At 72.7% G+C, this 24,063-nt stretch carries 25 protein-coding genes and 5 tRNA genes; 19 read left to right on the forward strand and 11 right to left on the reverse strand.

The window, feature by feature from the left end:
• Positions 1-39 precede the first annotated feature (39 nt).
• The gene (locus tag ACIRDU_RS32455) at positions 40-468 is read right to left on the reverse strand and encodes a hypothetical protein (RefSeq protein WP_403586223.1); all 429 of its coding nucleotides are present in this window, start codon (positions 466-468) and stop codon (positions 40-42) included.
• Positions 449-808, reverse strand: coding sequence for a hypothetical protein (locus ACIRDU_RS32460; protein ID WP_391004754.1), 360 nt, complete (start codon positions 806-808; stop codon positions 449-451). Before ACIRDU_RS32460 ends, ACIRDU_RS32455 begins: the two co-directional genes overlap by 20 nt.
• A gap of 69 nt (positions 809-877) precedes the next feature.
• Here ACIRDU_RS32460 and ACIRDU_RS32465 point away from each other — a divergent pair, with 69 nt between their 5' ends.
• The 10 genes from ACIRDU_RS32465 (at position 878) to ACIRDU_RS32510 (ending at position 13,811) form a co-directional block, all read left to right on the forward strand.
• Entirely contained in the window at positions 878-1,528 is a 651-nt protein-coding gene (locus ACIRDU_RS32465) for an HAD family hydrolase (protein WP_403586226.1), read from the forward strand.
• Positions 1,529-1,905: 377 nt separating this feature from the next.
• Complete coding sequence (locus ACIRDU_RS32470) at positions 1,906-2,940, forward strand: methionine ABC transporter ATP-binding protein (RefSeq protein ID WP_403586229.1); 1,035 nt, start codon at positions 1,906-1,908, stop codon at positions 2,938-2,940.
• The gene (locus tag ACIRDU_RS32475) at positions 2,937-3,644 is read left to right on the forward strand and encodes a methionine ABC transporter permease (protein WP_403586231.1); all 708 of its coding nucleotides are present in this window, start codon (positions 2,937-2,939) and stop codon (positions 3,642-3,644) included. The genes ACIRDU_RS32470 and ACIRDU_RS32475 overlap by 4 nt, the downstream gene beginning before the upstream one ends.
• Before the next feature lie 117 nt (positions 3,645-3,761).
• Positions 3,762-4,580 carry a MetQ/NlpA family ABC transporter substrate-binding protein gene (locus ACIRDU_RS32480; protein WP_403586234.1) on the forward strand — a complete coding sequence of 273 codons (819 nt, stop codon included), beginning with the start codon at positions 3,762-3,764 and terminating at the stop codon, positions 4,578-4,580.
• Between the two features lie 141 nt (positions 4,581-4,721).
• Positions 4,722-5,354 carry a GNAT family N-acetyltransferase gene (locus ACIRDU_RS32485; protein ID WP_403586237.1) on the forward strand — a complete coding sequence of 211 codons (633 nt, stop codon included), beginning with the start codon at positions 4,722-4,724 and terminating at the stop codon, positions 5,352-5,354.
• Positions 5,355-5,498: 144 nt separating this feature from the next.
• The gene (gene cbiE / locus ACIRDU_RS32490) at positions 5,499-6,719 is read left to right on the forward strand and encodes a precorrin-6y C5,15-methyltransferase (decarboxylating) subunit CbiE (RefSeq protein WP_403586240.1); all 1,221 of its coding nucleotides are present in this window, start codon (positions 5,499-5,501) and stop codon (positions 6,717-6,719) included.
• A gap of 367 nt (positions 6,720-7,086) precedes the next feature.
• Positions 7,087-11,184, forward strand: coding sequence for a nicotinate-nucleotide--dimethylbenzimidazole phosphoribosyltransferase (gene cobT / locus ACIRDU_RS32495; protein WP_403586243.1), 4,098 nt, complete (start codon positions 7,087-7,089; stop codon positions 11,182-11,184).
• A 183-nt stretch (positions 11,185-11,367) separates the two neighbouring features.
• Positions 11,368-12,609, forward strand: a complete 1,242-nt coding sequence (gene cobA, locus ACIRDU_RS32500; RefSeq protein ID WP_403586246.1) for a uroporphyrinogen-III C-methyltransferase — start codon at positions 11,368-11,370, stop codon at positions 12,607-12,609.
• A gap of 64 nt (positions 12,610-12,673) precedes the next feature.
• Entirely contained in the window at positions 12,674-13,492 is an 819-nt protein-coding gene (locus ACIRDU_RS32505) for a TrmH family RNA methyltransferase (protein ID WP_403586249.1), read from the forward strand.
• A gap of 10 nt (positions 13,493-13,502) precedes the next feature.
• Entirely contained in the window at positions 13,503-13,811 is a 309-nt protein-coding gene (locus tag ACIRDU_RS32510; RefSeq protein WP_403586251.1) for an NUDIX domain-containing protein, read from the forward strand.
• A gap of 131 nt (positions 13,812-13,942) precedes the next feature.
• Here the strand turns inward: ACIRDU_RS32510 and ACIRDU_RS32515 are convergent, their stop codons facing one another.
• Positions 13,943-15,397: a protein kinase gene (locus ACIRDU_RS32515; RefSeq protein WP_403586254.1), complete on the reverse strand. Its 1,455-nt coding sequence runs from the start codon at positions 15,395-15,397 to the stop codon at positions 13,943-13,945.
• A gap of 195 nt (positions 15,398-15,592) precedes the next feature.
• Here ACIRDU_RS32515 and ACIRDU_RS32520 point away from each other — a divergent pair, with 195 nt between their 5' ends.
• The 4 genes from ACIRDU_RS32520 (at position 15,593) to ACIRDU_RS32535 (ending at position 17,720) form a co-directional block, all read left to right on the forward strand.
• On the forward strand, positions 15,593-15,883 hold the full coding sequence (locus tag ACIRDU_RS32520) for a hypothetical protein (protein ID WP_403586359.1): 291 nt from the start codon (positions 15,593-15,595) through the stop codon (positions 15,881-15,883).
• A 117-nt stretch (positions 15,884-16,000) separates the two neighbouring features.
• Positions 16,001-16,207, forward strand: a complete 207-nt coding sequence (locus ACIRDU_RS32525; protein WP_030842984.1) for a hypothetical protein — start codon at positions 16,001-16,003, stop codon at positions 16,205-16,207.
• A 201-nt stretch (positions 16,208-16,408) separates the two neighbouring features.
• Positions 16,409-17,350 (forward strand): phosphotransferase family protein, encoded by a 942-nt coding sequence (locus ACIRDU_RS32530; protein ID WP_403586257.1) that lies wholly within the window; start codon positions 16,409-16,411, stop codon positions 17,348-17,350.
• Positions 17,351-17,429: 79 nt separating this feature from the next.
• Complete coding sequence (locus ACIRDU_RS32535; protein WP_107458274.1) at positions 17,430-17,720, forward strand: zf-TFIIB domain-containing protein; 291 nt, start codon at positions 17,430-17,432, stop codon at positions 17,718-17,720.
• A gap of 46 nt (positions 17,721-17,766) precedes the next feature.
• On the opposite strand, the gene ACIRDU_RS32540 is transcribed toward ACIRDU_RS32535, so the two are convergent.
• The 5 genes from ACIRDU_RS32540 to ACIRDU_RS32560 form a co-directional block, all read right to left on the reverse strand.
• A tRNA-Val gene (locus ACIRDU_RS32540) sits at positions 17,767-17,838 on the reverse strand.
• Positions 17,839-17,881: 43 nt separating this feature from the next.
• Positions 17,882-17,953: transfer RNA gene (locus ACIRDU_RS32545), tRNA-Val, on the reverse strand.
• A 22-nt stretch (positions 17,954-17,975) separates the two neighbouring features.
• A tRNA-Val gene (locus tag ACIRDU_RS32550) sits at positions 17,976-18,047 on the reverse strand.
• A gap of 1 nt (position 18,048) precedes the next feature.
• A tRNA-Cys gene (locus ACIRDU_RS32555) sits at positions 18,049-18,122 on the reverse strand.
• Between the two features lie 37 nt (positions 18,123-18,159).
• Positions 18,160-18,232: transfer RNA gene (locus tag ACIRDU_RS32560), tRNA-Gly, on the reverse strand.
• A 178-nt stretch (positions 18,233-18,410) separates the two neighbouring features.
• Between ACIRDU_RS32560 and ACIRDU_RS32565 the strand changes: the two genes are divergently transcribed.
• The 3 genes from ACIRDU_RS32565 (at position 18,411) to ACIRDU_RS32575 (ending at position 21,165) form a co-directional block, all read left to right on the forward strand.
• Positions 18,411-19,454: a chorismate-binding protein gene (locus tag ACIRDU_RS32565; protein WP_403586260.1), complete on the forward strand. Its 1,044-nt coding sequence runs from the start codon at positions 18,411-18,413 to the stop codon at positions 19,452-19,454.
• Positions 19,451-20,272, forward strand: a complete 822-nt coding sequence (locus ACIRDU_RS32570; protein ID WP_403586262.1) for an aminotransferase class IV — start codon at positions 19,451-19,453, stop codon at positions 20,270-20,272. Before ACIRDU_RS32565 ends, ACIRDU_RS32570 begins: the two co-directional genes overlap by 4 nt.
• Positions 20,273-20,340: 68 nt before the next feature.
• On the forward strand, positions 20,341-21,165 hold the full coding sequence (locus tag ACIRDU_RS32575) for a GNAT family N-acetyltransferase (RefSeq protein ID WP_403586265.1): 825 nt from the start codon (positions 20,341-20,343) through the stop codon (positions 21,163-21,165).
• A 32-nt stretch (positions 21,166-21,197) separates the two neighbouring features.
• Here the strand turns inward: ACIRDU_RS32575 and ACIRDU_RS32580 are convergent, their stop codons facing one another.
• Positions 21,198-21,722 (reverse strand): DsbA family protein, encoded by a 525-nt coding sequence (locus tag ACIRDU_RS32580; protein WP_403586268.1) that lies wholly within the window; start codon positions 21,720-21,722, stop codon positions 21,198-21,200.
• 175 nt (positions 21,723-21,897) lie between these two features.
• Here ACIRDU_RS32580 and ACIRDU_RS32585 point away from each other — a divergent pair, with 175 nt between their 5' ends.
• Together ACIRDU_RS32585 and ACIRDU_RS32590 are read left to right on the forward strand one after the other, a co-directional pair.
• Positions 21,898-22,338 carry a hypothetical protein gene (locus ACIRDU_RS32585; protein ID WP_403586362.1) on the forward strand — a complete coding sequence of 147 codons (441 nt, stop codon included), beginning with the start codon at positions 21,898-21,900 and terminating at the stop codon, positions 22,336-22,338.
• Positions 22,339-22,496: 158 nt separating this feature from the next.
• Entirely contained in the window at positions 22,497-22,694 is a 198-nt protein-coding gene (locus ACIRDU_RS32590; protein WP_403586271.1) for a hypothetical protein, read from the forward strand.
• An 83-nt stretch (positions 22,695-22,777) separates the two neighbouring features.
• On the opposite strand, the gene ACIRDU_RS32595 is transcribed toward ACIRDU_RS32590, so the two are convergent.
• Together ACIRDU_RS32595 and ACIRDU_RS32600 are read right to left on the reverse strand one after the other, a co-directional pair.
• A complete protein-coding gene (locus tag ACIRDU_RS32595; protein WP_403586274.1) occupies positions 22,778-23,338 on the reverse strand; it encodes a CGNR zinc finger domain-containing protein in 561 nt (186 codons plus the stop codon).
• 290 nt (positions 23,339-23,628) lie between these two features.
• Entirely contained in the window at positions 23,629-24,042 is a 414-nt protein-coding gene (locus ACIRDU_RS32600; RefSeq protein WP_004002642.1) for an SsgA family sporulation/cell division regulator, read from the reverse strand.
• Positions 24,043-24,063 lie beyond the last annotated feature (21 nt).

The raw sequence follows: 24,063 nt of genomic DNA on the forward strand, positions 1-24,063 counted from the left end.
GCGCGCAACCAGTCACGGCCCGCGGCCGCCTGAGGAACCTCAGGCGCCGCCCTCCTCGGGCGCACCCTTCCGCAGCCAGTAGATGGCGGTCAGCGGGAGCAGTACGGGAATGAAGACGTACCCCATCCCGAAGTCCGACCACACGGTCGCGTCCGGAAACGCCGACGGCTCGATCAACGTCCACGTCCCCACCGTCAGCACCCCCACCAACTCCGCGACACAGCACGCCAGCGCAGCCTTCCGCGCCGTCTCCCCGCCCCGCACCAACGAGTACGTGATGAAGCCGTACACCACGCCCGCGACGGCCGACAGCGCGTACGCCAGCGGCGCCCGGTCGAACTCCGTTGCGATCTGATACGCGGAGCGCGACACCGCCCCCACGACCATCACGCCGTACAGCCACACCAGCAGCGTGCCCGGCCCACTCGTCAGCCGGCGCCGGCTCACCTCAGCCTCCCCAGATGTCATAGAGCCGCACCTCCAGCACCGCCAGCACGACACCGCCGGCGGCCACCGTCACCGAGCCCCACCGGGTCCGCTCGGCCAGCGACATGAACCCCGCCGCCGGGACGCACGCGAACGCCCCCAGCAGATACGCCACGAAGATCGTCGTGCCCTGTTCCGGCTTCTCGCCCTGCGCCAGCAGCACGATCCCCACCACCAGCTGGATCAGCGACAGCAGCGTGACCACGGCCATGCCGATGAAGTGCCAGTCCTTCGTAGGCTGGTCACGGTAGGCCGCCCAGCCGCACCAGGCGGCGAGCAGCAGCGCGGCGACGCCGGTCACCAGCGTCAGGGCATCAAGCATGCTGCGACCTTATTACGGCCGAAAAGGCCCGATGCTTCCGGCCCTGGCCTGCACCGTAGGGTCGACGGCATGACGATCCACGCGCAGGCCCTGCTCTTCGACAATGACGGAACCCTCGTCTCCTCCCTCGCCTCGGTGGACCGCTGCTGGACGCGGTGGGCCGGGGAGTACGGGATCACGGCCGAGGAGTTCGCGCGGGTCGAGCTGCACGGCCGGCCTGCCGCGGAGATAGCCGCCGACCTGCTCCCCGCGGAGGTCGTTCCTCAGGCAGTGGCGCGGATCGAGGACCTTGAGGTGGACGACGTACCCAACGGCGGTGTGCACCTGCTGCCGGGCACCCGGGCCTTCCTCGACGCCCTGCCCGCTGACCGCTGGGCCGTCGTCACCTCCGCCACCCGGCGGCTGGCCGAGGCCAGGCTCGACGCCGTCGGCATCCTGCCCAAGACGCTCGTCGCCGCCGACGACATCACGCGCGGCAAGCCCGACCCCGAGCCCTACCTGCTCGCCGCCCGCGCGCTCGGCGTGGACCCGGCGCACTGCGTCGTCTTCGAGGACGCTCCCGCGGGCCTGACGGCCGGCCGCGCCGCCGGTATGACCACCGTGGCGTTGACCACAACCCACCAGGCCCACGAACTCCACGCCGATCTGGTCGTCGAGAACCTGTCGGCCCTGTCCGCACTGGTCACCGAGCAGGGCGTGGAGATCTCCCTGCGCGGCTGATCGGCCCCCGGCCCTGTCCACCGCTGTCCAGCATCCGGACAGCGGAGGGCCGGTCAGGACCGTACGCGTGTTTTACTGACGGCATGACCACGACGAGCGACCGCATCCCCGCGACCGAGGCGACCCTGACGCCCGGTGCTCGTTGTATGTGTCGAATGTGCGCCTTCTAGAGGGCCCCCGCACCACCCCCTGAGCTCGCGCCCCGAAGCGAGACCGCGGCCTGTCCGCACGCCCTGAGCGCGGCGTGACGCGAAGCCGCCCCGCGCACATGTTCTCCCCGGTTCCACTTCCCAGCGAGAACCGTGTCGCGTCCCTGACCGAATGCACCTGTGCCCGGGCACACCCACGCCCGCGCACTCGACAGTGACGGAATCCCAGTGATCACCACCTCGGGCCTGACCAAGGTCTACCGTGCACGCGGCCGCGAGGTCACCGCCCTGGACGGCGTCGACCTGCACGTCCGCGAAGGCGAGGTGTACGGCGTCATCGGCCAGTCCGGCGCCGGCAAGTCCTCGCTCATCCGCTGCGTCAACCTGCTGGAACGCCCCACCTCCGGCACCGTGACCGTCGCCGGGCAGGACCTCACCGCCCTGGCCGGCCGCGGCCCGCGCGCCGGGAAGGAACTGCGACAGGCGCGCAGCCGTATCGGCATGGTGTTCCAGCACTTCAACCTGCTGTCCTCCCGGACCGTCCAGGACAACGTCGAGCTGCCGCTGGAGATCCTCGGAAAGTCCGGGAAGGAGCGCTCCCGCAAGGCGCTGGAGCTGCTCGACCTGGTCGGCCTCGCCGACAAGGCCAAGGCCTACCCGGCCCAGCTGTCCGGCGGTCAGAAGCAGCGCGTCGGCATCGCCCGGGCCCTGGCCGGCGACCCGAAGGTGCTGCTGTCCGACGAGGCCACCAGCGCCCTCGACCCGGAGACCACCCGCTCGATCCTGGCGCTGCTGCGCGACCTCAACCGCCAACTCGGCCTGACCGTCCTGCTCATCACCCACGAGATGGACGTCGTGAAGTCGGTCTGCGACTCGGCCGCGCTGATGGAGAACGGGCGCATCGTCGAGTCCGGCACGGTCAGCGAACTCCTCGCGACCCCCGGCTCCGAGCTGGCCGCCGCGCTGTTCCCGCTCGACGGCGAGGCCTCCGGCGAGGACCGCACCGTCCTGGACGTCACCTTCCAGGGCGAGAGCGCCACCCAGCCCGTCATCTCGCAGCTCGCCCGCACCTACAACATCGACATATCGATTCTCGGTGCCGCCATCGACACCGTGGGCGGCCTCCAGGTCGGCCGGATGCGCATCGAACTGCCCGGCCGCTACGAGGACAACGTCGTGCCGATCGGCTTCCTGCGCGAACAGGGCCTCCAGATCGACGTCCTGGGCCACGAGTCCGTACTGGTGAAGGAGAGTGCCAAGTGACCTGGTCCGAGATGCAGCCCCTGCTGGAGCAGGCGTGTTGGGACACGCTCTACATGGTCGGCTGGTCCACGCTCATCGCCGTCGTCGGCGGACTGCCGCTCGGCATCCTGCTGGTCCTCACCGACCGCGGCGGCCTCCTGCAGAACCTCGCCGCCAACAAGGTCATCGGGCAGATCGTGAACATCGCCCGCTCCCTGCCGTTCATCATCCTGATGGTCGCGCTGATGGGCTTCACCCGCTCCGTCACCGGTACGACCATCGGCGTCGAGGCGGCCATCGTGCCGCTCGCCGTCGGCGCCATCCCGTTCTTCGCGCGCCTGGTCGAGACGGCCGTCCGCGAAGTGGACCACGGGCTCGTCGAGGCCGTGCAGTCCATGGGCGGCAACACCTGGACCGTCGTCCGCAAGGTCCTCGTCCCCGAGTCCCTGCCGTCGCTGATCTCCAGCACCACCACCACGATCGTCGCCCTCATCGGCTACTCGGCCATGGCGGGCACCGTCGGCGCCGGAGGCCTGGGCGACATCGCCATCCGCTACGGCTACCAGCGCTTCGAGACCCAGCTGATGTGGATCACCGTCGCGATCCTCGCCGTCGTCATCTCGGTCATCCAGTTCGCCGGCGACTACGCGGCCCGCTCCCTGCACCGCCGCGGCGCCCACTCGGGCCCCGCGCCCCGGCTGCGGCTCCTCAAAGCCGCCTCCTGAACCCCCCGTTCGCCCACCCGTCGCCGACCACCACCCCTCACCGACGGCGCTTCGCGCCCACACCCCTTGATTCCAGGGGTCGCACCACTCGCAAGGTCATAAGGAAAGGCACTTTTCGTGCGTAACACCGCCAAGATCACCACCGCCGTCCTCGCCGCCGGAGCCCTCACCCTCGGGCTCAGCGCCTGCGGCGCCGGCAGCTCCGGCACCGACGGGCCCCTGATCGTCGCCGCCAGCCCCGTCCCGCACGCCGAGATCCTCACCTACGTCAAGGACAACCTGGCGAAGAAGGAGGGCCTCGACCTGCAGGTCAAGGAGTTCACCGACTACGTCACGCCGAACACGGCGACGCAGGACGGCTCCGTGGGCGCCAACTACTTCCAGAACAAGCCGTACCTCGACGACTTCAACAAGAAGAACGGCACCGACATCGTGCCCGTCGTCACGGTCCACCTGGAGCCGCTCGGCCTCTACTCCCACAAGGTCAAGAAGGCCGACGACCTGAAGAGCGGTGCGACCGTCGCCATCCCGAACGACACGGTCAACGAAGCCCGCGCCCTCAAGCTCCTCGCGGCCAACGGACTCATCACCCTCAAGGCGGGCGTCGGCAACGAGGCGACCCCCTCCGACATCACCAAGAACCCCAAGAACCTCAAGTTCAAGGAGCTGGAGGCGGCTCAGACCCCGCGCTCCCTCGACGACGTGGACGCCGCCGTGGTCAACGGCAACTACGCCATCGAGTCCGACCTCAAGCCGTCCAAGGACGCCCTCGTCCTGGAGTCCCCCAAGAACAACCCCTACGGCAACTTCCTCGCCGTGAAGAAGGGCAACGAGGACGACCCGCGCGTGAAGAAGCTCGCCAAGCTCCTCACCTCGCCCGAGGTGAAGAAGTTCATCCAGGACAAGTACGCCGGCTCCGTGCTCGCCTCCTTCTGAGCCCACGCCCGGCACCCGCGCACACGGGGCCCTTCCCCACCCGGTGGGGGGAGGGCCCCGTGATGCGGATGAGTGCTTTCATGCTGCATGCTGGGCAGTTCAGCATGCCCTGAAGGTTCACCGATGGTTACGGAGCGGCGGATGACGAGCACCTTCCCCAACATCTCCATCAGCACGGAGCGGTTGGTGCTGCGTCCCCTCGACGAAGACGACGTCGCCGCACTGGCCGCGATGATGAACGACGAGCAGGTGGCGGCCTGGACCTCCGTCCCCCAGCCCTTCACGGAGAGCGGCGCCCGCACCTGGATCACCGAGTACGCCCCCACGCAGCGCACCGAGGGACACGGAATCGACTTCGCCGTCACCGAATTCCTCACCCAGCGCCTGGTCGGCGTCATCCAGCTCGGCAGGACCAACTGGCATGTGCGCTCCACCGAACTGTCGTACATCATCGCCCCCTGGGCCCGCGGCGAGGGCTACGCCTCCGAGGCCGCCCTGGCCACCGCCCAGTGGCTCTTCGGGGACCAGAAGTTCGAGCGCATCGAACTGCGCACGGCGGCCGACAACACCGCCTCCCAGCAGGTCGCCCAGAAGATCGGCTGCATCAGCGAGGGTGTGCTGCGCAACGCCTGCATAGCCCGGGCCCGTGCCGAGGACGGCACATGGGCCGACGTACGCACGGACTTCATCGTCTGGAGCCTGCTCCCCGAGGACCTGGAGGGCGTCGGCGAGCAGCTCCGCGACGGCTTCACGTCCTTCGGCGACTGGAACTGACCGGAACCACCCGGAGGACGACGGCGACGACCACACCGGCGCCCCCTCCGACACCTCCACCGGGTACCCTCACGGAGCCCGCCCTTGGGCAGCTCCCCGCAACGACACGCAGACGACCTGCGAAAACCCCTGGAGACTGACGAGATGGCCGACCGGGTCACGGTGATCGGCTGGGACGGTTCGCCGCTGACCGCCGCGGCGAGCGCCGCCCTGGGTGCCGCCACCCTGGTGGCGGGTGCCGCCCACCACCTTGCGCTCCCCGAGGTACCGGCCGGCGCCGAGCGCATCCGCCTCGGCAGTGTCGCCCTCGCCGCCCGCCGCATCGCCGCCCACCGCGGCACGGCCGTCGTGCTCGCCGACGGCGACCCCGGCTTCTTCGGCGTCGTACGCACCCTGCGCGCCCCCGAGTTCGGCCTCGAGGTGGAGGTCGTGCCCGCCGTCTCCTCCGTCGCCGCCGCCTTCGCCCGCGCGGGCATGCCCTGGGACGACGCACAGGTGGTCGTCGCACACCCCCGCACCCTGCGACGCGCGGTGAACGTATGCCGCGCCCACACCAAGGTGGCGGTCCTCACCTCGCCCGGCGCCGGCCCCGCCGAACTCGGCCTGCTCCTCGAAGGAGTCCACCGCTCCTTCGTCATCTGCGAGGAACTCGGCACCGCCCGCGAACGCGTCTCCGTCGTCACCAGCGACAAGGCCGCCGACCACACCTGGCGCGACCCCAACGTCGTCATCGTCCTCGGCGGCCCGGCCGGACCCGGCACCGCGGGGGAGGCCGGCGGCTGGATCTCCGGCCGTGACCCGTCCGCCGGACCACGCGGCTGGACCCTGCCCGCCGACGCGTACGACGCGGACCTCGGCGAGGGGGAGAACCAGCTGCTGCGCGCCTCCCAACTCGCCCGCCTCGGGCCCCGCGTCGGCGACCTCGTGTGGGACATCGGCTGCGGCAGCGGCGCCTTCGCCGTAGAGGCCGCCCGCGCCGGCGCCGCCGTCCTCGCCGTCGACAGCGACCGGGCCGCCTGCGCCCGCACCGACGCCGCCGCCCGCCGCCTCGGCGTCCAGCTCCAGATCGTGCACGGCACCGCCCCGCACATCCTGGAAAACCTCCCCGAACCGGACGTCGTCCGCGTCGGAGGCGGGGGAGCGGCCGTCGTCTCGGCGGTCGCCGACCGCCGCCCGCAGCGCATCGTCACGCACGCCGCCACCCGCGACGCCGCCGAACTCATCGGCCGCGACCTGAACGAGCACGGCTACGGCGTCGAGTGCGCCCTCCTCCAGTCCGTCGAACTCGACACCAGGGCCTGGACGGAGAAGGAACGGAGCGTCGCGTTCCTGCTCAGCGGCGTACTGCCGAGGCGCGGCGCCTGACCTCGCGACCGTCCCCGTGATCGGTTTGTCGTACTGCGCGCGGTAGGCTGGCCGATCGCTGCACCGCACAAGGACGCCCGGCGCTTCGTCGGTCAATGTCCGGAAAAGCCGCCCGTTTTGGGGTGTGTGTGGTACGGCAGAACCGGAGGACGCGCAACGTGGCGCAGTCCACAGTGGAACCGTCGCGGATCAAGCTGCCGTGAGGGTGGTCCGGCCGCAACAATGCCAGTGAATGGCTTTGTCGCCTTTTTCGGACGGACCGTTCGTGCCGCTGGGGACGCACGCTCGTTCTTCACTGCGGGGCGGTCGGTGCGCCGTTCCGGGCGAGCTGGTCGTAGGAGCACTAACCGATGGGCGAGGGGTACGCATGACCGACACCGGCCAGGTCCCGGGCGAGGGACTGCCGGAGAGCGCAGGCATGGTGGAGCAGCCGGGCGCCCCCGCGCACGGTGCGTACACCTACCTCTCCGAGACCACCGCCGAGGACGACGACCTGCTGCTGTTGCCGGGCGCCCAGGGCGCCTGGGGCAACGAGGTCCCTCCGCCCGCGCCGGAACCGGTCCTCGAGACCGTGCACGAGCCGGGCCCGCACGAGATCTCCGGCCGCGACAGCGGCTCGGTCGACCTCGGCGGCGTCCGCCTGCCCGACCTGCCGCCGATCCCGCCCATCACCCCGCGCCGGCCCCTGCACCTCGGTCCGCCGCTGCCCGACAGCTCCGCCAGCCCGGTCCGCTCGCTCGCCGACCGCGGCCCCGCGGACGCGCCCGCACGACAGCCGGCACCGTCGTCGGCGGGCCCCGAGTACCTCGACGTCCCCCGCGCTCCCGAGATGCCCTCGCCTCCGGCCGCGCCCTGGGGCGCACAGGTCACGACCCCGGCCCCGGTGAGCGCCGGGGCGGCGCCTGCGGAAACGGTTGTTCCGGCAGCGGAACCGATGGAGACGTCCCAGGCTGTCGCGCCCCCCGCGACGACGGAGACGAGCCACACGACACCGCCGGCACCCGCCGAGGTCGGGCAGGCGGTGCCGGTGGAGGGGATGGCGGTCGGGGGAGACCCTGCCGCTGCGGGCGCCGGCCCGGCGGAGCACCAGTCGGCGGCCGCCGAGGCCGCTCACGTCGCCCCTGCGGCGGTCGCGGGCGACCCCGTGGGCAGGGGCGGTGTCCCGGCGGAAGGCCAGGCCGCTGCGGCCGACCCGGTTGCCGCGGGTGACCCCGCTGGTGTGAGCACCGGTCCGGACGCGGGCCAGGTGGCCGCTGCCGAGCCGATCCTGCCCGCGCAGGGACAAGACACAGCGGACGCGGCTGCCGGCCTGACAGAGGGTCAAGCGACCGTCGCCGAAACCGCCCTTGCCGTACCGGCTGACGCCGGTCACGGGGCCCAGGTGGCCGAGACCGGGCACGCCGGCCCTGAGCAGAGCGCGACCGCAGAGGCCGGAGCCGTAGCTGCTCCGGGAGTTGTCGGGCCGCCGGCTCCTGAGCCGGGGCCCGCCGTGGAGGAAGCCGCGCAGGGCGCTGAGGCTTCCGGGCCGGAGACCGCCGGCGAACAGGCTCCGGCGGCTGCTGCCGAGCAGGCCGTGGCCTCGGCTCCTGCCCCGGAGGCCGGCCAGGCCCCCGAAGCGATCCCGTTCCCGGAGGCCGCCTCCGGCCCGGAGCACTCCGTCGTGACCCCGCCCGAGGCCGCCCTCGAAGAGGCCCCCGCACAGGTACCGGGCGCTGCGGCCCCGGCCACTTCCGCTCCCGTGCCCGACGTGACCGCCCCCGAGGCCGTCGCGCAGGCACCGGCAGCGGGCGTTGGCCCGGAGGCCGCCGCCCCGGTCCCCGAAGCGACCGCCCCCGAGGCCGCCGCCCCGACCCCGGACATGACCGCCCCAGAGGCCGCCGCACCGGAGCCCGTCGTCGCCGCCGGAGAGGCTGCCCCCCAGCCCCCGGCGGCAATGGACGTCGCGCCGGCCGCGCAGCAGCCCGAGGCGACGGTTCCTCAGACCGCCACTCCTGGTCCGGGAGCGCCCGGCCAGGTCGCTGCCGCCCCGGCCCCCGAGTCGGAGCCGGACGGCCGGGAAACGGCCGCTCCCTCCGTCGAGGCCGCCGTCACCCCGGCCCCGGCCCCGGCCCCGGACGCCCAAGAGGTCGCCACCCAGGCGACGGACCCGGCCCCGACCGCCGAAGCAGCCGCGCCCGCCGAAGCAGCCGTGCCCGACGACGCACCCGCCGCGCCGGAGACCGCCCCGGAAGCACCCGCCCCGGCTCAGCCCTCCGCGGCACCGGCGCCCACCGAGGCCCCCGCCCCCGCCCCCGCTCAGACACCCGAGGCGCCTGTCCCTGACCCCGACCCCGCCGCCGACGCAGCGGCTGCGGCGCAGACCCACGAGCCGGTCGCGGCCGCCCCCGCCGCCGAGACCGTGGAGCCCGACCCCACCCCCGACACCCCGGCACCCACCGAGGACGTCACCGTCGTACTCCCGGCCCCGGTCCCGGCCCCGGTCGCGGCCCCGGTCGCGGACGAGCCGGCCGGGCAGCCCGTGCAAGGCCCGCAGCAGTCCCTGCCGGCACCGCCCGAGACGCTGGAGCCCCCCGCACCCATGACCACCGTGCCGGCACCCCGCGACGGCGACGCCGAACTCGCACAGAACGCCGACGACCTGGACACCCGGGCCGCCGAACAGGAAGACCTGGCCGACCAGGAACGCCGAGAAGAGAGCGCGGCCGCAGTGGCAGAAGCCCGACAGTCCACCGGCCCCGCGGCCCCCGGCTACGACCCCGCCGAGCGCGAGGCGGTACTGAAGGTCATGCGCGAACGCCGCGACATCCGCAACGGCTTCCGCAGCGACCCGATCCCGCACGAGGTGCTGCTCCGTGTCCTGGAGGCCGCCCACCACGCGCCCTCCGTCGGTCACTCGCAGCCGTGGGACTTCGTCGTCATCCGTTCCGCCGACACCCGGCGCGCGATGCACGAACTGGCCATGCGCCAGCGTGACGCCTACGCGAAGTCCCTCCCCAAGGGCCGGGCGAAGCAGTTCAAGGAACTGAAGATCGAGGCCATCCTCGACACACCGGTGAACATCGTCGTCACCGCCGATCCGACCCGCGGCGGCCGCCACACGCTCGGCCGCCACACCCAGCCCCAGATGGCGCCGTACTCGGCCGCCCTGGCCGTGGAGAACCTCTGGCTCGCCGCCCGTGCCGAAGGCCTCGGCGTCGGCTGGGTCAGCTTCTTCGACGAGCGCGAGATGGTCCGCGCCCTCGGCCTGCCCGAGCACCTCGAGATCATCGCCTACCTGTGCGTCGGCTACGTCGACGCGTTCCCGGACGAGCCCGAGCTGTTGCAGGCCGGCTGGTCCAAGCGCCGCCCGCTGTCCTGGGTCGTGCACGAAGAGACATACGGCCGCCGTGCCCTGCCCGGAGAGGAACCCCACGACCTGCTCGCCGAGACCGTCGCGCAGATCCGCCCGCTGGACGCCAAGGCGCTCGGCGAGGCGTGGGAGCGCCAGAAGCGTATGACCAAGCCGGCCGGTGCGCTGGGCATGCTGGAGATCATCTCCGCGCAGCTGTCCGGCCTGTCCCGCCAGTGCCCGCCGCCCATCCCGGAGCCCGCGGCCGTCGCCGTCTTCGCGGGCGACCACGGTGTGCACGCCCAGGGCGTCACCCCCTGGCCGCAGGAGGTCACGGCCCAGATGGTGGCCAACTTCCTCGGCGGCGGTGCCGTCTGCAACGCCTTCGCCACCCAGGTCGGCGCCGAGGTCTGCATCGTCGACGTGGGCGTCGCCGCCGACCTCCCGGCCACCCCGGGCCTGCTGCCCCGCAAGATCCGTGCCGGTACGTCCGACATGACGACCGGCCCGGCGATGACCCGCGAAGAGGCCAGGCAGGCCATCGAGGTCGGCATCGAGACCGCCCGCGACCTCGTCGCCGCCGGCAACAAGGCCCTGCTGACCGGTGAGATGGGCATCGCGAACACCACCGCGTCCGCCGCCCTGATCTCCGTGTTCACGGGTGCGGACCCGGCCGAGGTCACCGGCCGGGGCACCGGCATCAACGACGAGACCCTCGCCCGCAAGACCGAGGTCGTCCGCCGCGCCCTGGAACTCCACCAGCCGGACCCGGCCGACCCGATCGGCGTGCTCGCCGCGATCGGCGGCTTCGAGCACGCGGCCATCGTCGGCCTCCTCCTCGGCGGCGCCTCCCTGCGCACGCCGGTGATCCTGGACGGCGTCAGCGCCGGTGCCGCCGCCCTGGCCGCCCGCGCGATCGCGCCGGAGGTCCTGGCCGCGTGCATCGCGGGCCACCGCAGCGCCGAACCGGGCCATGTCGCCGCCCTCAACAAACTGGGTCTGCGCCCCCTGGTCGACCTCGATCTCCGCCTGGGCGAGGGCACCGGCGCCCTGCTCGCCCTCCCGCTGGTCCAGAGCACGGCCAGGGCGATGCACGAGGTGGCGACGTTCGATTCGGCGGGAGTGACGGAGAAGTAGGGCTCCCGTGGTCCCGTAGGTCCGTGGGCGGGCGTTCCGCAGGGCGGAGTGCCCGCCCACGGGCCACGCACCGGCAGACGGCCCGGGTGCCCAGCCACTGGACCACTCGCGCCGCCCTCCCGCCCGCCCATTAAAATCCGCACGTCAGGGCACTGAACACCGCCGCAACAGGAGCCGCACCTCATGGCCGAACACCCCGCCTACCCCGTAGGCCTCCGCCTCACCGGCCGCCGCGTGGTCGTCCTCGGCGGCGGCCAGGTCGCCCAGCGCCGCCTCCCGGCACTGATCGCGGCAGGCGCGGACATCCTCCTCGTGTCCCCGGAGGCCACCCCCTCCGTCGAGGCCATGGCGGACGCCGGTGAGATCACCTGGCACAAGCGCCCGTACGAGGAGGGCGACCTCGCGGACGCCTGGTACGCCCTGATCGCCACCGGCGACACGGAGGCGAACACCAGGGCATCGGCCGAGGCGGAGCGCCACCGCGTCTGGTGCGTCCGCTCCGACGACGCCGACCGCGCGACGGCCTGGACCCCGGCCACCGGCCACAGTGAGGGCGTCACCATCGCCGTCCTCACCACCGACGCCAAGGGGCGCGACCCCCGCCACACCGCCGCCATCCGCGACGCCGTCGTCGAGGGCCTGCGTGACGGCACGCTCGTCGCCCCGCACCACCGCACCCGCACGCCCGGAGTCGCCCTGGTCGGCGGCGGTCCCGGCGACCCGGACCTGATCACCGTGCGCGGCCGCCGTCTGCTCGCCGAGGCCGACGTGGTCATCACTGACCACCTCGGCCCGCGCGACCTGCTCGCCGAGCTGTCCCCGAGCGTCGAGGTGATCGACGCGGCGAAGCTGCCCTTCGGCAGGTTCATGGCTCAGGAAGCCATCAACGAAGCCCTGATCGAGTACGCCCGGCAGGGCAAGTCGGTCGTGCGGCTCAAGGGCGGCGACCCCTTCGTCTACGGGCGCGGCATGGAGGAGGTCCAAGCCCTGGCCGAAGCCGGCATCCCGTGCACGGTCGTGCCCGGCATCTCCAGCTCCATCTCCGTCCCGGGCGCCGCCGGCATCCCGGTCACCCACCGGGGCGTCGCCCACGAGTTCACCGTGGTCAGCGGCCACATCGCCCCCGACGACGAGCGCTCCCTGGTCGACTGGCCGTCCCTGGCGAAGCTGACCGGCACGCTGGTGATCCTCATGGGCGTCAGCACGATCGGCAAGGTCGCCGAGACGCTCATCGCCCACGGCAAGTCCCCGGACGCACCCGTCGCCCTGGTCCAGGAAGGCACGACGGCCGGCCAGCGCCGCGTCGACGCCACTCTCGCGACGGTCGCGGAGACCGTACGGACCGAGGACGTGAAGCCCCCGGCGGTCATCGTCATCGGCGAGGTCGTCAAGGTCGGACCCACGGCCGCGGCACCTCGCAAGTAACCCCGGGTAACACAACCCGTACCGAGCCGTTGGCACCGCACCCAGGACAAGGCAGTATCACCCTGTGGCCGATCTCATCACCGTTGACGATCCCGACGACCCGCGTCTGCGCGACTACACCGGCCTGACCGATGTGGAACTGCGCCGCAAGCGCGAACCCGCCGAGGGCCTGTTCATCGCCGAGGGCGAGAAGGTCATCAGACGGGCCAAGGAAGCCGGCTACGAGATGCGGTCCATGCTGCTCTCGGCCAAATGGGTCGACGTCATGCGCGACGTCATCGACGAACTCCCGGCCCCCGTCTACGCCGTCAGCCCGGAACTCGCCGAGCAGGTCACCGGCTACCACGTGCACCGCGGAGCGCTCGCCTCCATGCAGCGCAAACCCCTGCCCACGGCCGCCGACCTCCTCCGGACCACCCGCCGCGTCGTCATCATGGAGTCGGTCAACGACCACACCAACATCGGCGCGATCTTCCGCTCGGCCGCCGCCCTCGGCATGGACGCCGTCCTGCTCTCGCCGGACTGCGCCGACCCCCTCTACCGCCGCAGCGTGAAGGTCTCCATGGGCGCGGTCTTCTCCGTTCCGTACGCCCGCCTGGACACCTGGCCCAAGGGTCTGGAGTCGGTCCGCGAGGCGGGCTTCACCCTCCTCGCCCTCACCCCCGACGAGAAGGCCCGGCCCCTCGACGAGGCAGCACCGCACACCATGGACCGCGTGGCCCTCATGCTCGGCGCCGAGGGCGACGGCCTGTCCACCCAGGCCCTGGTCGCCGCCGACGAGTGGGTCCGCATCCCCATGTCCCACGGCGTCGACTCCCTCAACGTGGGCGCGGCGGCGGCCGTGGCCTTCTACGCCGTGGCCACCGGCCGGCCCCAGGTCTAGGGTCCCTGCCGTGGAGCAGCGCGAGGCCGTCGTCGCCGTGCTCCTGCGCGGCGAGCGCCTGCTCGCGATCCGGCGCGGACCGGCGGTCGTCCGCCCCGGCTACTGGCAGCCGCTCAGCGGCAAGGTCGAGCCGGGGGAGACCCAGGAGCAGGCGGTCGTCCGGGAGGTCCACGAGGAGGTCGGCCTCACCGTCGTGCCGGAGGCGAAGGTCTGGGAGTCGGAGACCGACGACCACCGCTACCGTCTCCACTGGTGGACCGCCCGCGCGGACACCGGCGAGGTGGTCCCCGACCCGCGCGAGGTCGCCGAGACCCGCTAGGTCACCCCCCGGGAGTTCCTGGCCCTGGACCCGGTCTTCGACGGCGACCGCGAGTTCTTCGAACGGATCCTGCCGGATCTGTGACACCCCGCCGACCGGCCGGTCGTCGCCCTGCGGCCGGTGGCTCGCGGCTAGGAGCCCCGCGGGCGGTCGTCCTGCTGGACGTGCTCCTGCCGAACGCCGCCCCCGTCGCCACCGAGCCCCCGGGCCGGGCCCTGGCAGCCCTGCACCAAGGCGATACCGACCGCCACCAGCAGCGTCACCACGACGAACACGAACAGCCGCTGCCGCAGCAACCGCGGGTTGGCGGGCCGCAGCCCGGTCCCCGTGTTCCTCGACGCCGGTCGCCCGGTGCCACTGTGCGGGGCGGGGCGGCTGCCACTGCCCGACCGGGTGCCGCGCCCGGTGGGTGTGGGCCGCGACCCGGACCGCGACGGGGCGCCGCCGCGCGAGGCACCGGGCCCGCGCACCGGAGTCCTGCCGCGGTTCCCGCCACCCGTCGGCCGGTTCCCGCCCCCGGTCGCCCGGGCTCCGCCCCGCCCGCCGGTCCCGCCCTGGGCAGCCGTACCGTCCGGCGGCGGATGGCCGTCCCGGGACGGCGAGGAACCCCGCGGCGGGGGAGTGCCCCGGCCCCGCTGCGCCCCGGACGCCCCCGCACCCTGCTGCCCCTGCGGACGCCTGGTCCGCTCGGGGTAGGTGTCGGCGGGCCGTTCGGTCTCGGCACCGCGCGGCGCGGGCGGCCGGACACCGGCGAGGTCCTGCGATTCCCGGGCGGCGATCTCCTTCAGCCGCAGCGACAGTTGAAGCGTGCTGGGCCGCTCCTCGGGGTCCTTCGCCAGGCACGCCCGGACGAGCGGAGCCAGCGCGTCGGGCACGCCGTGCAACTGCGGTTCCTCGTGCACCACGCGGTACAGCATCACCTCGGAACTGCCGTGCCCGAAGGGCGAGTCGCCCATCGAGGAGTACGCGAGCGTGGCACCGAGCGAGAACACGTCCGTGGCCGGGGTGACGGCGGCCCCGCGCACCTGCTCAGGCGCGAGGAAGCCGGGCGAGCCGACCGCCGTGCCGACATGGGTGAGCGTCGAGGCGCCGGTGGCCCAGGCGATGCCGAAGTCGATGATCCGCGGCCCCTTCGGGGACAGCAGGATGTTGGACGGCTTCAGATCCCGGTGCACCACCCCGGCCTCGTGCACGGCGACCAGGCCCTCCGACAGGGCGGCACCCACGGCCGCGACGTCGGCCGCGCCGAGTGGTCCCTCGGCCGCGACCTTGTCGTGCAGGGACGGGCCGGGCACGTACTGCGTGGCGAACCAGGGGCGGTCCGCGTCGAGGTCGGCGGCCACCAGCCGGGCCGTGCAGCCGCCGCGGATCCGCCGGGCCGCCGAGACCTCACGGGCGAACCGGGAGCGGAACTCCTGATCCTCCGCCAGGTCGGGACGGATGACCTTGAGCGCGACCCGCTGCCCCTTCTTGTCGGAGCCCAGGTAGACCACGCCCATCCCGCCCGCGCCGAGCCGTCTGTGAAGCTTGAACGAGCCGACGACGCGCGGGTCCTCGCGCCTCAGGCGCATCATCGCCATGTTCATCCCCGCTGCCCGGTCCTGTGACGAGCCACAGCTTACGTTTCCACGGCCGCCCGCGCGCAGAGGCCGCGCCCTCTCAGAGTGATGGATTGTCAGTGGTGGGTGGGAGACGTGAAAGGTGGTCAGGGAGGGCGCAAGGACGCGGACTTCGCATATCCCGTGCTCCCAACCACCTGTCGCAGAAGGGGGGTTGGTTCTGTGAAGGGTGATCGCGTGGAGAGGGCCGTGGACGCGGGGGACACGACGCGCACACGCGAGGTGGTGGCGAGCGGGGTGGGCCGCAGGGTGGAGACGGGGGCACGCCGAGGTGTCGTGGAAGTGAGCGAAGTCACCCGGTGGGGGTCCCCCAGGCCGTTCAGGCAGTGGGAACGAGCCGGGCGTCCCGTCGGGGAAGACCCTGAGACCCGCGTCCCCGTCTCCACCCAGGGGAGTACATCGCAGGTGGCGACTCATCCTCCGGGAGGCCCGGCAATCGGTACGAGGGCATGACGCCCGGGGAGGCCCGAACGCCTAGATTTGAGGTCAAGCGGCGGGTGCAGCACTCGTCCCCCGAGGTCAGACGCCCGCCGCTGCCAACGACAACTGAGAACGGTCAGGAGAGGGACCATGGCCCAGACGGCTCCGCGGACGCTGCTCCGCGAAGAGGGACGCAAGGTGTACGCCGCTGCGTTCCGCCGCCGGCAGGGCCGTCGCCACCCGGTGGTGGCGACGCTGATGGCCCTTCCCCTGGCGGTCCTGCTCCTCCTCGTCTTCGACGGGTGGGAGACAGTGGCCACACAGGCGTCGTCCGTGGGCGAGATGCTGGGGCGCTGAGCGGCGACCCCAGGCCCGGAAGAGCGGTCCGGGCGGGGACATCCCACCCATGAAACCCCGTGGGGACGGGGGTGCGGCGGACGGCAAAAATGCCGGCGCAGCTGGGGAGCTGCGCCGGCATTGCTTTTGTCCCGCGGGCGTCGAGCACCTGGAACGGACACTTCCCTACGGCGGGTCCCCGTCCGCACGTACTCTCGCCCGGTGAACTCCGCCCCCGGCCCGCTCCTGGCCGACCTCACCGCCAAGGCCCGAGCCGCTGCCCACGCACGCTCATCGGCCTGCCCCTGCGGCGCGGCCACGCTCGCCGACCGCCCCGACGGCCTGGTGGTGCGGCACGCGGACACCGTCGCGAAGGCCCACCCCCCGGACACCGACACCTCCGCACTCACCAGCCGCCTCGCCGTCGCCGCCCACCACCCCGGCATCCTCCTGCCCCCACTGAACCCGACCCCGGTCGCCCTGCACGGCCGCCTGGTGACCTTCTGGCCGTACGGCACCCCCGTGGATCCCGGCGATCCGGACGCCGCTCCCTGGGAGGCCGCCGCCACACTCCTCGCCCGCCTCCACCGCATCCCGGCCCCGGAGGACCTGCCGGCCATGCGCGGCCCCGCCAAGGCGGCCCGGGCCATCGACCGGCTCCGCGAGGCCGGCCCGCACCCCGCAGCCGCCCCCGTCCTGCGCGCCTGGGCCACCCTCCCGCCCTGGGCCCGTGCCGAGGCCCCGATGCCGCACTCCGGCACCCTCTGCCACGGCGATCTCCACCTCGGTCAGCTCGTACGCCACCCCGCCCCGGCAGGTCCCTGGCTGCTGATAGACGTGGACGACCTCGGCGTCGGCGTGCCCGCCTGGGATCTCGCCCGCCCCGCCGCCTGGTACGCCTGCGGTCTGCTCCCGCCCGACGCGTGGACCCGCTTCCTCACCGCCTACCGGGAGGCCGGCGGCCCGGCCGTCCCCGCCGGGGGCGATCCCTGGCCCGCCCTCGACGTCCCCGCCCGAGCCCTCACCGCGCAGACCGCGGCCCGCGCCGTCGCCAAGGCGGCCGCGGCGGGCCGCCCGCTGGACGAGGTGGAGCAGTCGGTCGTGGACGCCTGTGACCGAATGGCTACCGTCCCGCCGCAGTTGGCCCAGGAGCACGCGAAGTAGGGTGCAACCGACCACAGCGGGACAGAGTCTGTCCTGGCGAGATGTGAAGCAGGACCGACCGGCGAGGAGTTGAACGACCATGCAGTGTCCGAAGTGCCGTGCGCCGATGCACACGTACAACCGCAACGGTGTCCAGATCGAGCAGTGCAGCGGCTGCCGCGGGATCTTTCTCGACTACGGCGAGCTGGAATCGCTGACCCGCCTGGAGGCCCAGTGGTCCCAGGCCGCCCCGCCGCCCCCGCCCGCCCCACAGGCCTACCCGGCACCGCCGGCTCCCGCCTGGGGCGCCCCGCACGGCGGCCACGGCCACCACGGCCATCACGGTCACCACCGCAACAAGAGCTTCGGTCACATGCTGTTCTCGTCCTGACACGACAGGAGCCCCGGCTGCGAACAGCCGGGGCTCCTGTGGGGTGTGGACGATACTGGGATTGAACCAGTGACCTCTTCCGTGTCAGGGAAGCGCTCTCCCGCTGAGCTAATCGTCCTCGGGGCCATGACCACCGAGTGCGGCGGATCATGGGCACTGCGTGCGCGATACTGGGATTGAACCAGTGACCTCTTCCGTGTCAGGGAAGCGCTCTCCCGCTGAGCTAATCGCGCGGGGCGGATCTTCGAGATCCAGTGGACGATACTGGGATTGAACCAGTGACCTCTTCCGTGTCAGGGAAGCGCTCTCCCGCTGAGCTAATCGTCCTTGGAGGTGGAGACGGGATTTGAACCCGTGTAGACGGCTTTGCAGGCCGTTGCCTCGCCTCTCGGCCACTCCACCAGGAGTGTAGGGGACCGGGAAGCCCCCTCTTCCTACGAGCGGACGACGAGGTTCGAACTCGCGACCTCAACCTTGGCAAGGTTGCGCTCTACCAACTGAGCTACGTCCGCCTGTCGTTTCGGTCCGCTCTCGCGGCCCGGCGACGTGTTGAACTCTAGCGGATTCCGGGGCCAGTACAAAAACGCGTTTGTGCAGCGTGCTGCGCTTCCCCTGCTCAGCGACGTCACAGAGCCGCCCGAGGAGCCATGCCCCGGTCACCCGCGGGACACCCGCCATAGACTCGACTGCGTGCTCGACCTCCCTCCTCTCGCCCGCTTCGGCGACCGTGTCGCCACCGGGCTCCTCGACGTCACCGACGATCCCGAAGCCCTGGAGTCCAGCGGCTTCTGGGCCGTCTGCGCCGACTTCGAGGGCCGTCTGACCTGCGCCCGCTTCGCGCAGGTCCGGACGGCGGACGTGCCCGCGCCCGTGCCCGGGGCGTGGCGCGGACCGGCTGCCGGTGACTGGACGTCCTCGCTCGACCGCGGGGCGTACACGGACGCCGTGCGGCGGATCCGCGACCACATCGCGGCCGGCGAGGTCTACCAGGCGAACCTGTGCCGGGTGCTGTCCGCGCCCGTGTCGTCCGGCGCCGACGTGGACGACCTCACCGCACTCCTGGCCCGCGGCAACCCGGCCCCGTACGCAGGAACGATCCGCCTGCCCGGGCACGGCGTGGAGATCGCCACCGCGTCCCCCGAACTCTTCCTGCGGCGCGACGGCCGGACCGTCGAGTCCGGGCCGATCAAGGGCACCGGCAGGACCGAGGCGGACCTGCTGGAGAAGGACTACGCCGAGAACGTGATGATCGTGGACCTCGTCCGCAACGACATCGGGCGGGTGTGCGCCACGGGCAGTGTGACGGTGCCCGATCTGTGTGCCGTCGAGAAGCATCCCGGGCTGGTCCATCTCGTCTCGACGGTCCGCGGTGAGCTGGCCGACGGGGCCGGCTGGGCCGAGCTGCTCGGCGCCGCCTTCCCGCCCGGCTCGGTCACCGGCGCGCCCAAGTCCAGCGCGCTGCGGATCATCGACGCCCTGGAGACGGCGCCCAGAGGGCCGTACTGCGGCGGGATCGGCTGGGTCGACGCCGACCGGCGGGCCGGTGAGCTGGCCGTCGGCATCCGTACCTTCTGGATCGACCGGGCCGACGGCGTGCTGCGCTTCGGCACCGGCGCCGGCATCACCTGGGGCTCCGATCCCGAGGGGGAGTGGCGGGAGACCGAGCTGAAGGCGGCCCGGCTGCTCGCGATAGCGTCGGGAGCGTACGAGGTGAGTGGAGAGGACCTGACGTGAAGATCTGGCTCGACAGACGGCTTCAGGACATCGAGTCCGCCCGCGTCTCCGTCTTCGATCACGGCCTGACCGTGGGCGACGGCATCTTCGAGACGGTGAAGGCCGTGGACGGCCGGGCGTTCGCGCTCACCCGGCACCTCGACCGGCTGACCCGGTCCGCGCGCGGCCTCGGCCTGCCCGACCCGGACCACGACGAGGTACGCCGCGCCTGCGCCGCCGTCCTCGACGCCAACCCCGCGTCGCTCGGCCGTCTCCGCATCACCTACACCGGCGGCCACGGCCCGCTCGGTTCCGACCGCGGTGAGCACGGCCCGACCCTCGTCGTCGCCCTCGGCGAGACGACCCGCCGCCCCGATTCCACCGCCGTCATCACGGTCCCCTGGACCCGCAACGAGCGCGGCGCGCTCACCGGCCTGAAGACCACCTCGTACGCCGAGAACGTCGTCGCCCTCGCCCGGGCCCGTGAACAGGGTGCCTCCGAGGCCCTGTTCGGCAACACGGTGGGGCGGCTGTGCGAGGGCACCGGGTCGAACGTCTTCGTCGTCCTCGACGGCGAGCTCCACACGCCGCCGCTCGCCTCCGGCTGCCTCGCGGGCATCACGCGCGCGCTGACGGTCGAATGGACCGGCGCCGAGGAGACCGACCTGCCGCTGGACGTCCTGGAGCGGGCCGACGAGATCTTCCTGACGTCCACCCTGCGGGACGTGCAGGCCGTGCACCGCGTCGACGGCCGTGAGCTGCCCGGCGCGCCGGGCCCGGTGACCGCCAAGGCCATGCGGATCTTCGAGGAGCGGTCCGGGAACGACCTCGACCCCTGACGGCCCCCGTACCTTCACCCCCGGATATTCGGCTGAACAGGGCCGTGGTTGCGGGTAGAACACCCCTGATGACCACGACCCTGCGGCCGACCGAGCCGCTTCAGCAGAACGCCGACGGGACGCGCTCACGCCGCTACCAGGTGTGCGTGAACAGCCGTCCCGTGGGGGCGATACACCTCGGCACGCATCCCGTGTTCGGCGACGCGGTGGCCCGGATCATGAAGCTGCGCATCGACGAACCGGACCGCAGGCGTGGCCGGGGCACGGTGGCGGCGCTCGCCGCGGAGGAGGTGGCGCGCGGCTGGGGGTGCCGCCGCATCGAGGCGACGGTCCCCGCCGAATCCGAGGCAGGGCTCCGGCTCGCCACGGCGCTCGGCTACGTCGTCCGCAACCGCGGCATGGAGAAGCCGCTCGGCGACACCCCGCCGGACCTGCCGGAGGGCAGCCGCGCCCGGCCCATGACCGAGGCGGAGTTCGGCCCCTGGCTGGAGAAGGGCAAGGAGGACTACGCGCGCAGCTGGATCGAACGGGGCGTCCCGGAGGCCGAGGCCCGGGCCAAGTCGGAGCGCGACCACGCCACCCTCCTGCCCGACGGGCTCGCCACCCCCGGCATGCTCATCAGCGTCGTCGAGCACCTGGGCACACCGGTGGGCACGCTGTGGCTGGCGGTGCGCGAGGACAGCGCCTTCGTCTTCGACGTGGAGGCCGACGCCGCCCACCGGGGGAAGGGGCACGGCCGTACCCTCATGCTGCTGGCGGAGGCCCAGACGATCGCCGAGGGCAGGCGGACCCTCGGCCTCAACGTCTTCGCCGGCAACGCCCCGGCCGAACGGCTCTACGCGTCGCTCGGCTACGAGACGAAGCGGTACGCCGTGTACAAGCCGCTGTGGTAGCGGCCCGCAGCCGAGAAGCCGGGCGAGGGTGGTCAGTGCGCCTGCCCGGCCAGCAGCCGGTCCGCGATCTCCTCGATCCGCTCGCGCAGCCCCTCCTGGCTCTTGCCGCCGTCGAGCCGCTCACCGCCGATGACGTACGTGGGGGTGCCGCTCACACCGATCGCCTTGCCCTCGGCCTGGTCGGCGTCCACGATCAGGATGTGCCGGCCGTCGACCAGCGCGGTGTCGAACTCCTCGGCGTCCAGGTCCAGTTCGCGGGCCACCTCGACGAGGAAGGCTTCTCCCTCACGGGCCAGCTGCTCGACCCGTCCCAGCAGGGCCTCCACGTACGGCCACCCGCGGCCCTGCTCCCACGCCTCCTCGGCGGCCTGGGCGGCGGCGAAGGCGTGCTTGTTCTTCTCCAGCGGGAAGTGCCGCAGCCGCAGCTCCAGACGGTCGCCGTAGCGGGCGCGCAGGGCACGGAGATCGTCCAGTGCGGTGCGGCAGTCCGGGCACTGGAGATCGCACCAGATCTCGAGGACGGGGGCGGCGGAACGGTCGGAGGAGGAGTCGCTCATGCCGACAGTCTCCCAGCAGTCGTGGCCGGGGGCGCGGCCCGCACCGGCACCTGCGGAGGAGGTGACCCGGAGATGTCCCTGATGTCGGGCCGGAGCGTGGCCCGCCGGGGTACGGCGGGTGCAGGATGGAAGGGACGAAGTGCCCGACCTGACCGCGCCACGCCTGGAGGACCGGATGATTGCCGAGACCGTCTGCTCCGCCGTGTCCGCGGCAGGCCTGGGCCTTGCGATCGTCACGGCGTACCGCAAGCGCTACCTCGCCGCGGTCCGTATCGCGGCCTACTCCCTCGTCCCGATCGGCCTGGTGATGACGGGGATCGTCGAGTGGCTGGCCGACACCGCGTTCAGCCCGACGGCCTGGGCCGGGTTCGGGGTGCTCGGCGTCGCGTGGGTGCTCTTCATGACCACACGAGCCGTGGAGCGCCGCCGTGGCGGCACCCGCAAGGAGCGCCGGGCGGCGGCCCGTGCGGCGGACCGGCCGGAGGCAGCGGCTCCGGCGGCCTCGGCGCCCAGCCTGGGCCAGGGCTCCCGTCCGGAGACCCGGCCCGCCACCGCGTCCCGGGGGGACGACGACTTCAGCGACATCGAGGCCATCCTCAAGAAGCACGGCATATGACGGGGCCGCGCGCCCGGGGCTGAATCGTCACAGTCGGGTCCGCCGGTGCGCGGAAGTGATCAGAACCCGCACCGGACCTCACGAGATCGGCGCACTCCCGCACGGAACAAGGCCGCTGATCGCGTCGGGCGGGCCGACTGCGTCATCATCGCCGCGAGATGCTGGACACGACGAAACAGAGCGACCCCGTACCGCCGCAGAACGGGCCATGTTCCCCGCGGGACGAGCCACGCCCCCGGCAGGACGAGCCGCGCGGTTGCCTCTTCGCCCTATCCCAGCCACCGCTGATGATCTTCCTGGCGGTGATCGGGAGTCTGCTGCTCATGGCCTCGTTGCACGATCTGCTGTTGCTGTGAGCCTGACCCGCGGTACCCGGCGCCACCCGCCGGGGCCGCGTCGGCATCGACGTCTTCCGGCCCGTCGCGCCCGGCGCCGGCTGTCAGCCCGCCGCCTCCTTGCGGCGCGCCCGGTACGCGGCCACGTGCAGGCGGTTTCCGCAGGTGCGGCTGTCGCAGTACCGCCGCGAGCGGTTGCGGGAGAGATCGACGAAGGCGCGTCGGCAGTCGGGCGCCTCGCACCGCCGCAGCCGCTCCTGCTCCCCGGCGACCACGAAGAACGCCAGCGCCATCCCGCAGTCGGCGGCCAGATGATCGGCGACGGAGGCGCCGGGGGCGAAATAGTGCACATGCCAGTCGTAGCCGTCGTGGTCCGTGAGCCGGGGCGTGGTGCCGGCGGCCGCGACCAGCTCGTTGATCCGGCCGGCGGCGGTCCGGGCGTCGGGGGCGGCGAACACGGCGGCGAAGTGCCCGCGGATGGTGCGCACCGCGGAGAGGTCGAACTCCGAGAGCACCCCGACATCGCTGATCTCGTGGTTGCGCACGAAGTCCGCGAGGGCCGCCACGTCCGGCAGCCCGTCCGACGCCGTGTCGTCCTCCGGTGCGGTGTTCACCAGATCGACCACGGTGTCGAGGGCGCACCGGGTGTCGTGGGTGATCAGCACGATTCGCTCCCTGGCGTGAGGGTCGGGCGGGCGCCCGCCGATGCTGGCCGATGGTAACGGCTCCACCACCGCCGGACCGCCCTCATGCCCGCACATGGCTTCGAATAGAACGCTGCCGGGCCCGCCGGGGTTCCCGAGCGGCGACAGCGGGGGAGCGGTCCCCGCACGCGAACCGGCGCCGAGCCGCGTGAGCCGCGGTACCGGCGCCGGTGTCATCCCGTATGCGGTTGTCCAAGCCCGAGCCGTCTCCCCGAGTCGACGGCGCCGGGCGGCTTTGTGAGGGCCTCGCCCTAGCTTTCCGCCAGGATGTGCGAGAGCTCCTGATCGAGGTCGAAGTGCCGGTGTTCCGTGCCGGGCGGCACGGCGGCGTCGGTCCGCTTCAGGAAGGACTCCAGGGCCCGTGCCGGGGCCTCGAGCAGCGCCTCGCCCTCCGGGGAGCTCAGGGCGATGCACACGACGCCCTGACCGTGACTGCGCGACGGCCAGACGCGGACGTCGCCGGTGCCCGTAGGGCGGTGAAGTCCCTCGGCGAGCAGGTCGCGGGCGAACACCCACTCGACGGTTTCCTCGGCTCCGGTGTGGAAGGTGGCGTGCACGGCGTAGGGGTCGGCCGTGTCGTACCGCAGGCCTGCGGGGACAGGCAGGGAGGACTCGCTCGACACAACGAGGCGCAGGTGCAGCTCGCAGCTGACCGTGGTGTTCATAAGCGCCAGGGCCTTTCGCTC

The sequence above is a fragment of the Streptomyces sp. NPDC093598 genome, assembly GCF_044764825.1.
Classification (GTDB): domain Bacteria; phylum Actinomycetota; class Actinomycetes; order Streptomycetales; family Streptomycetaceae; genus Streptomyces.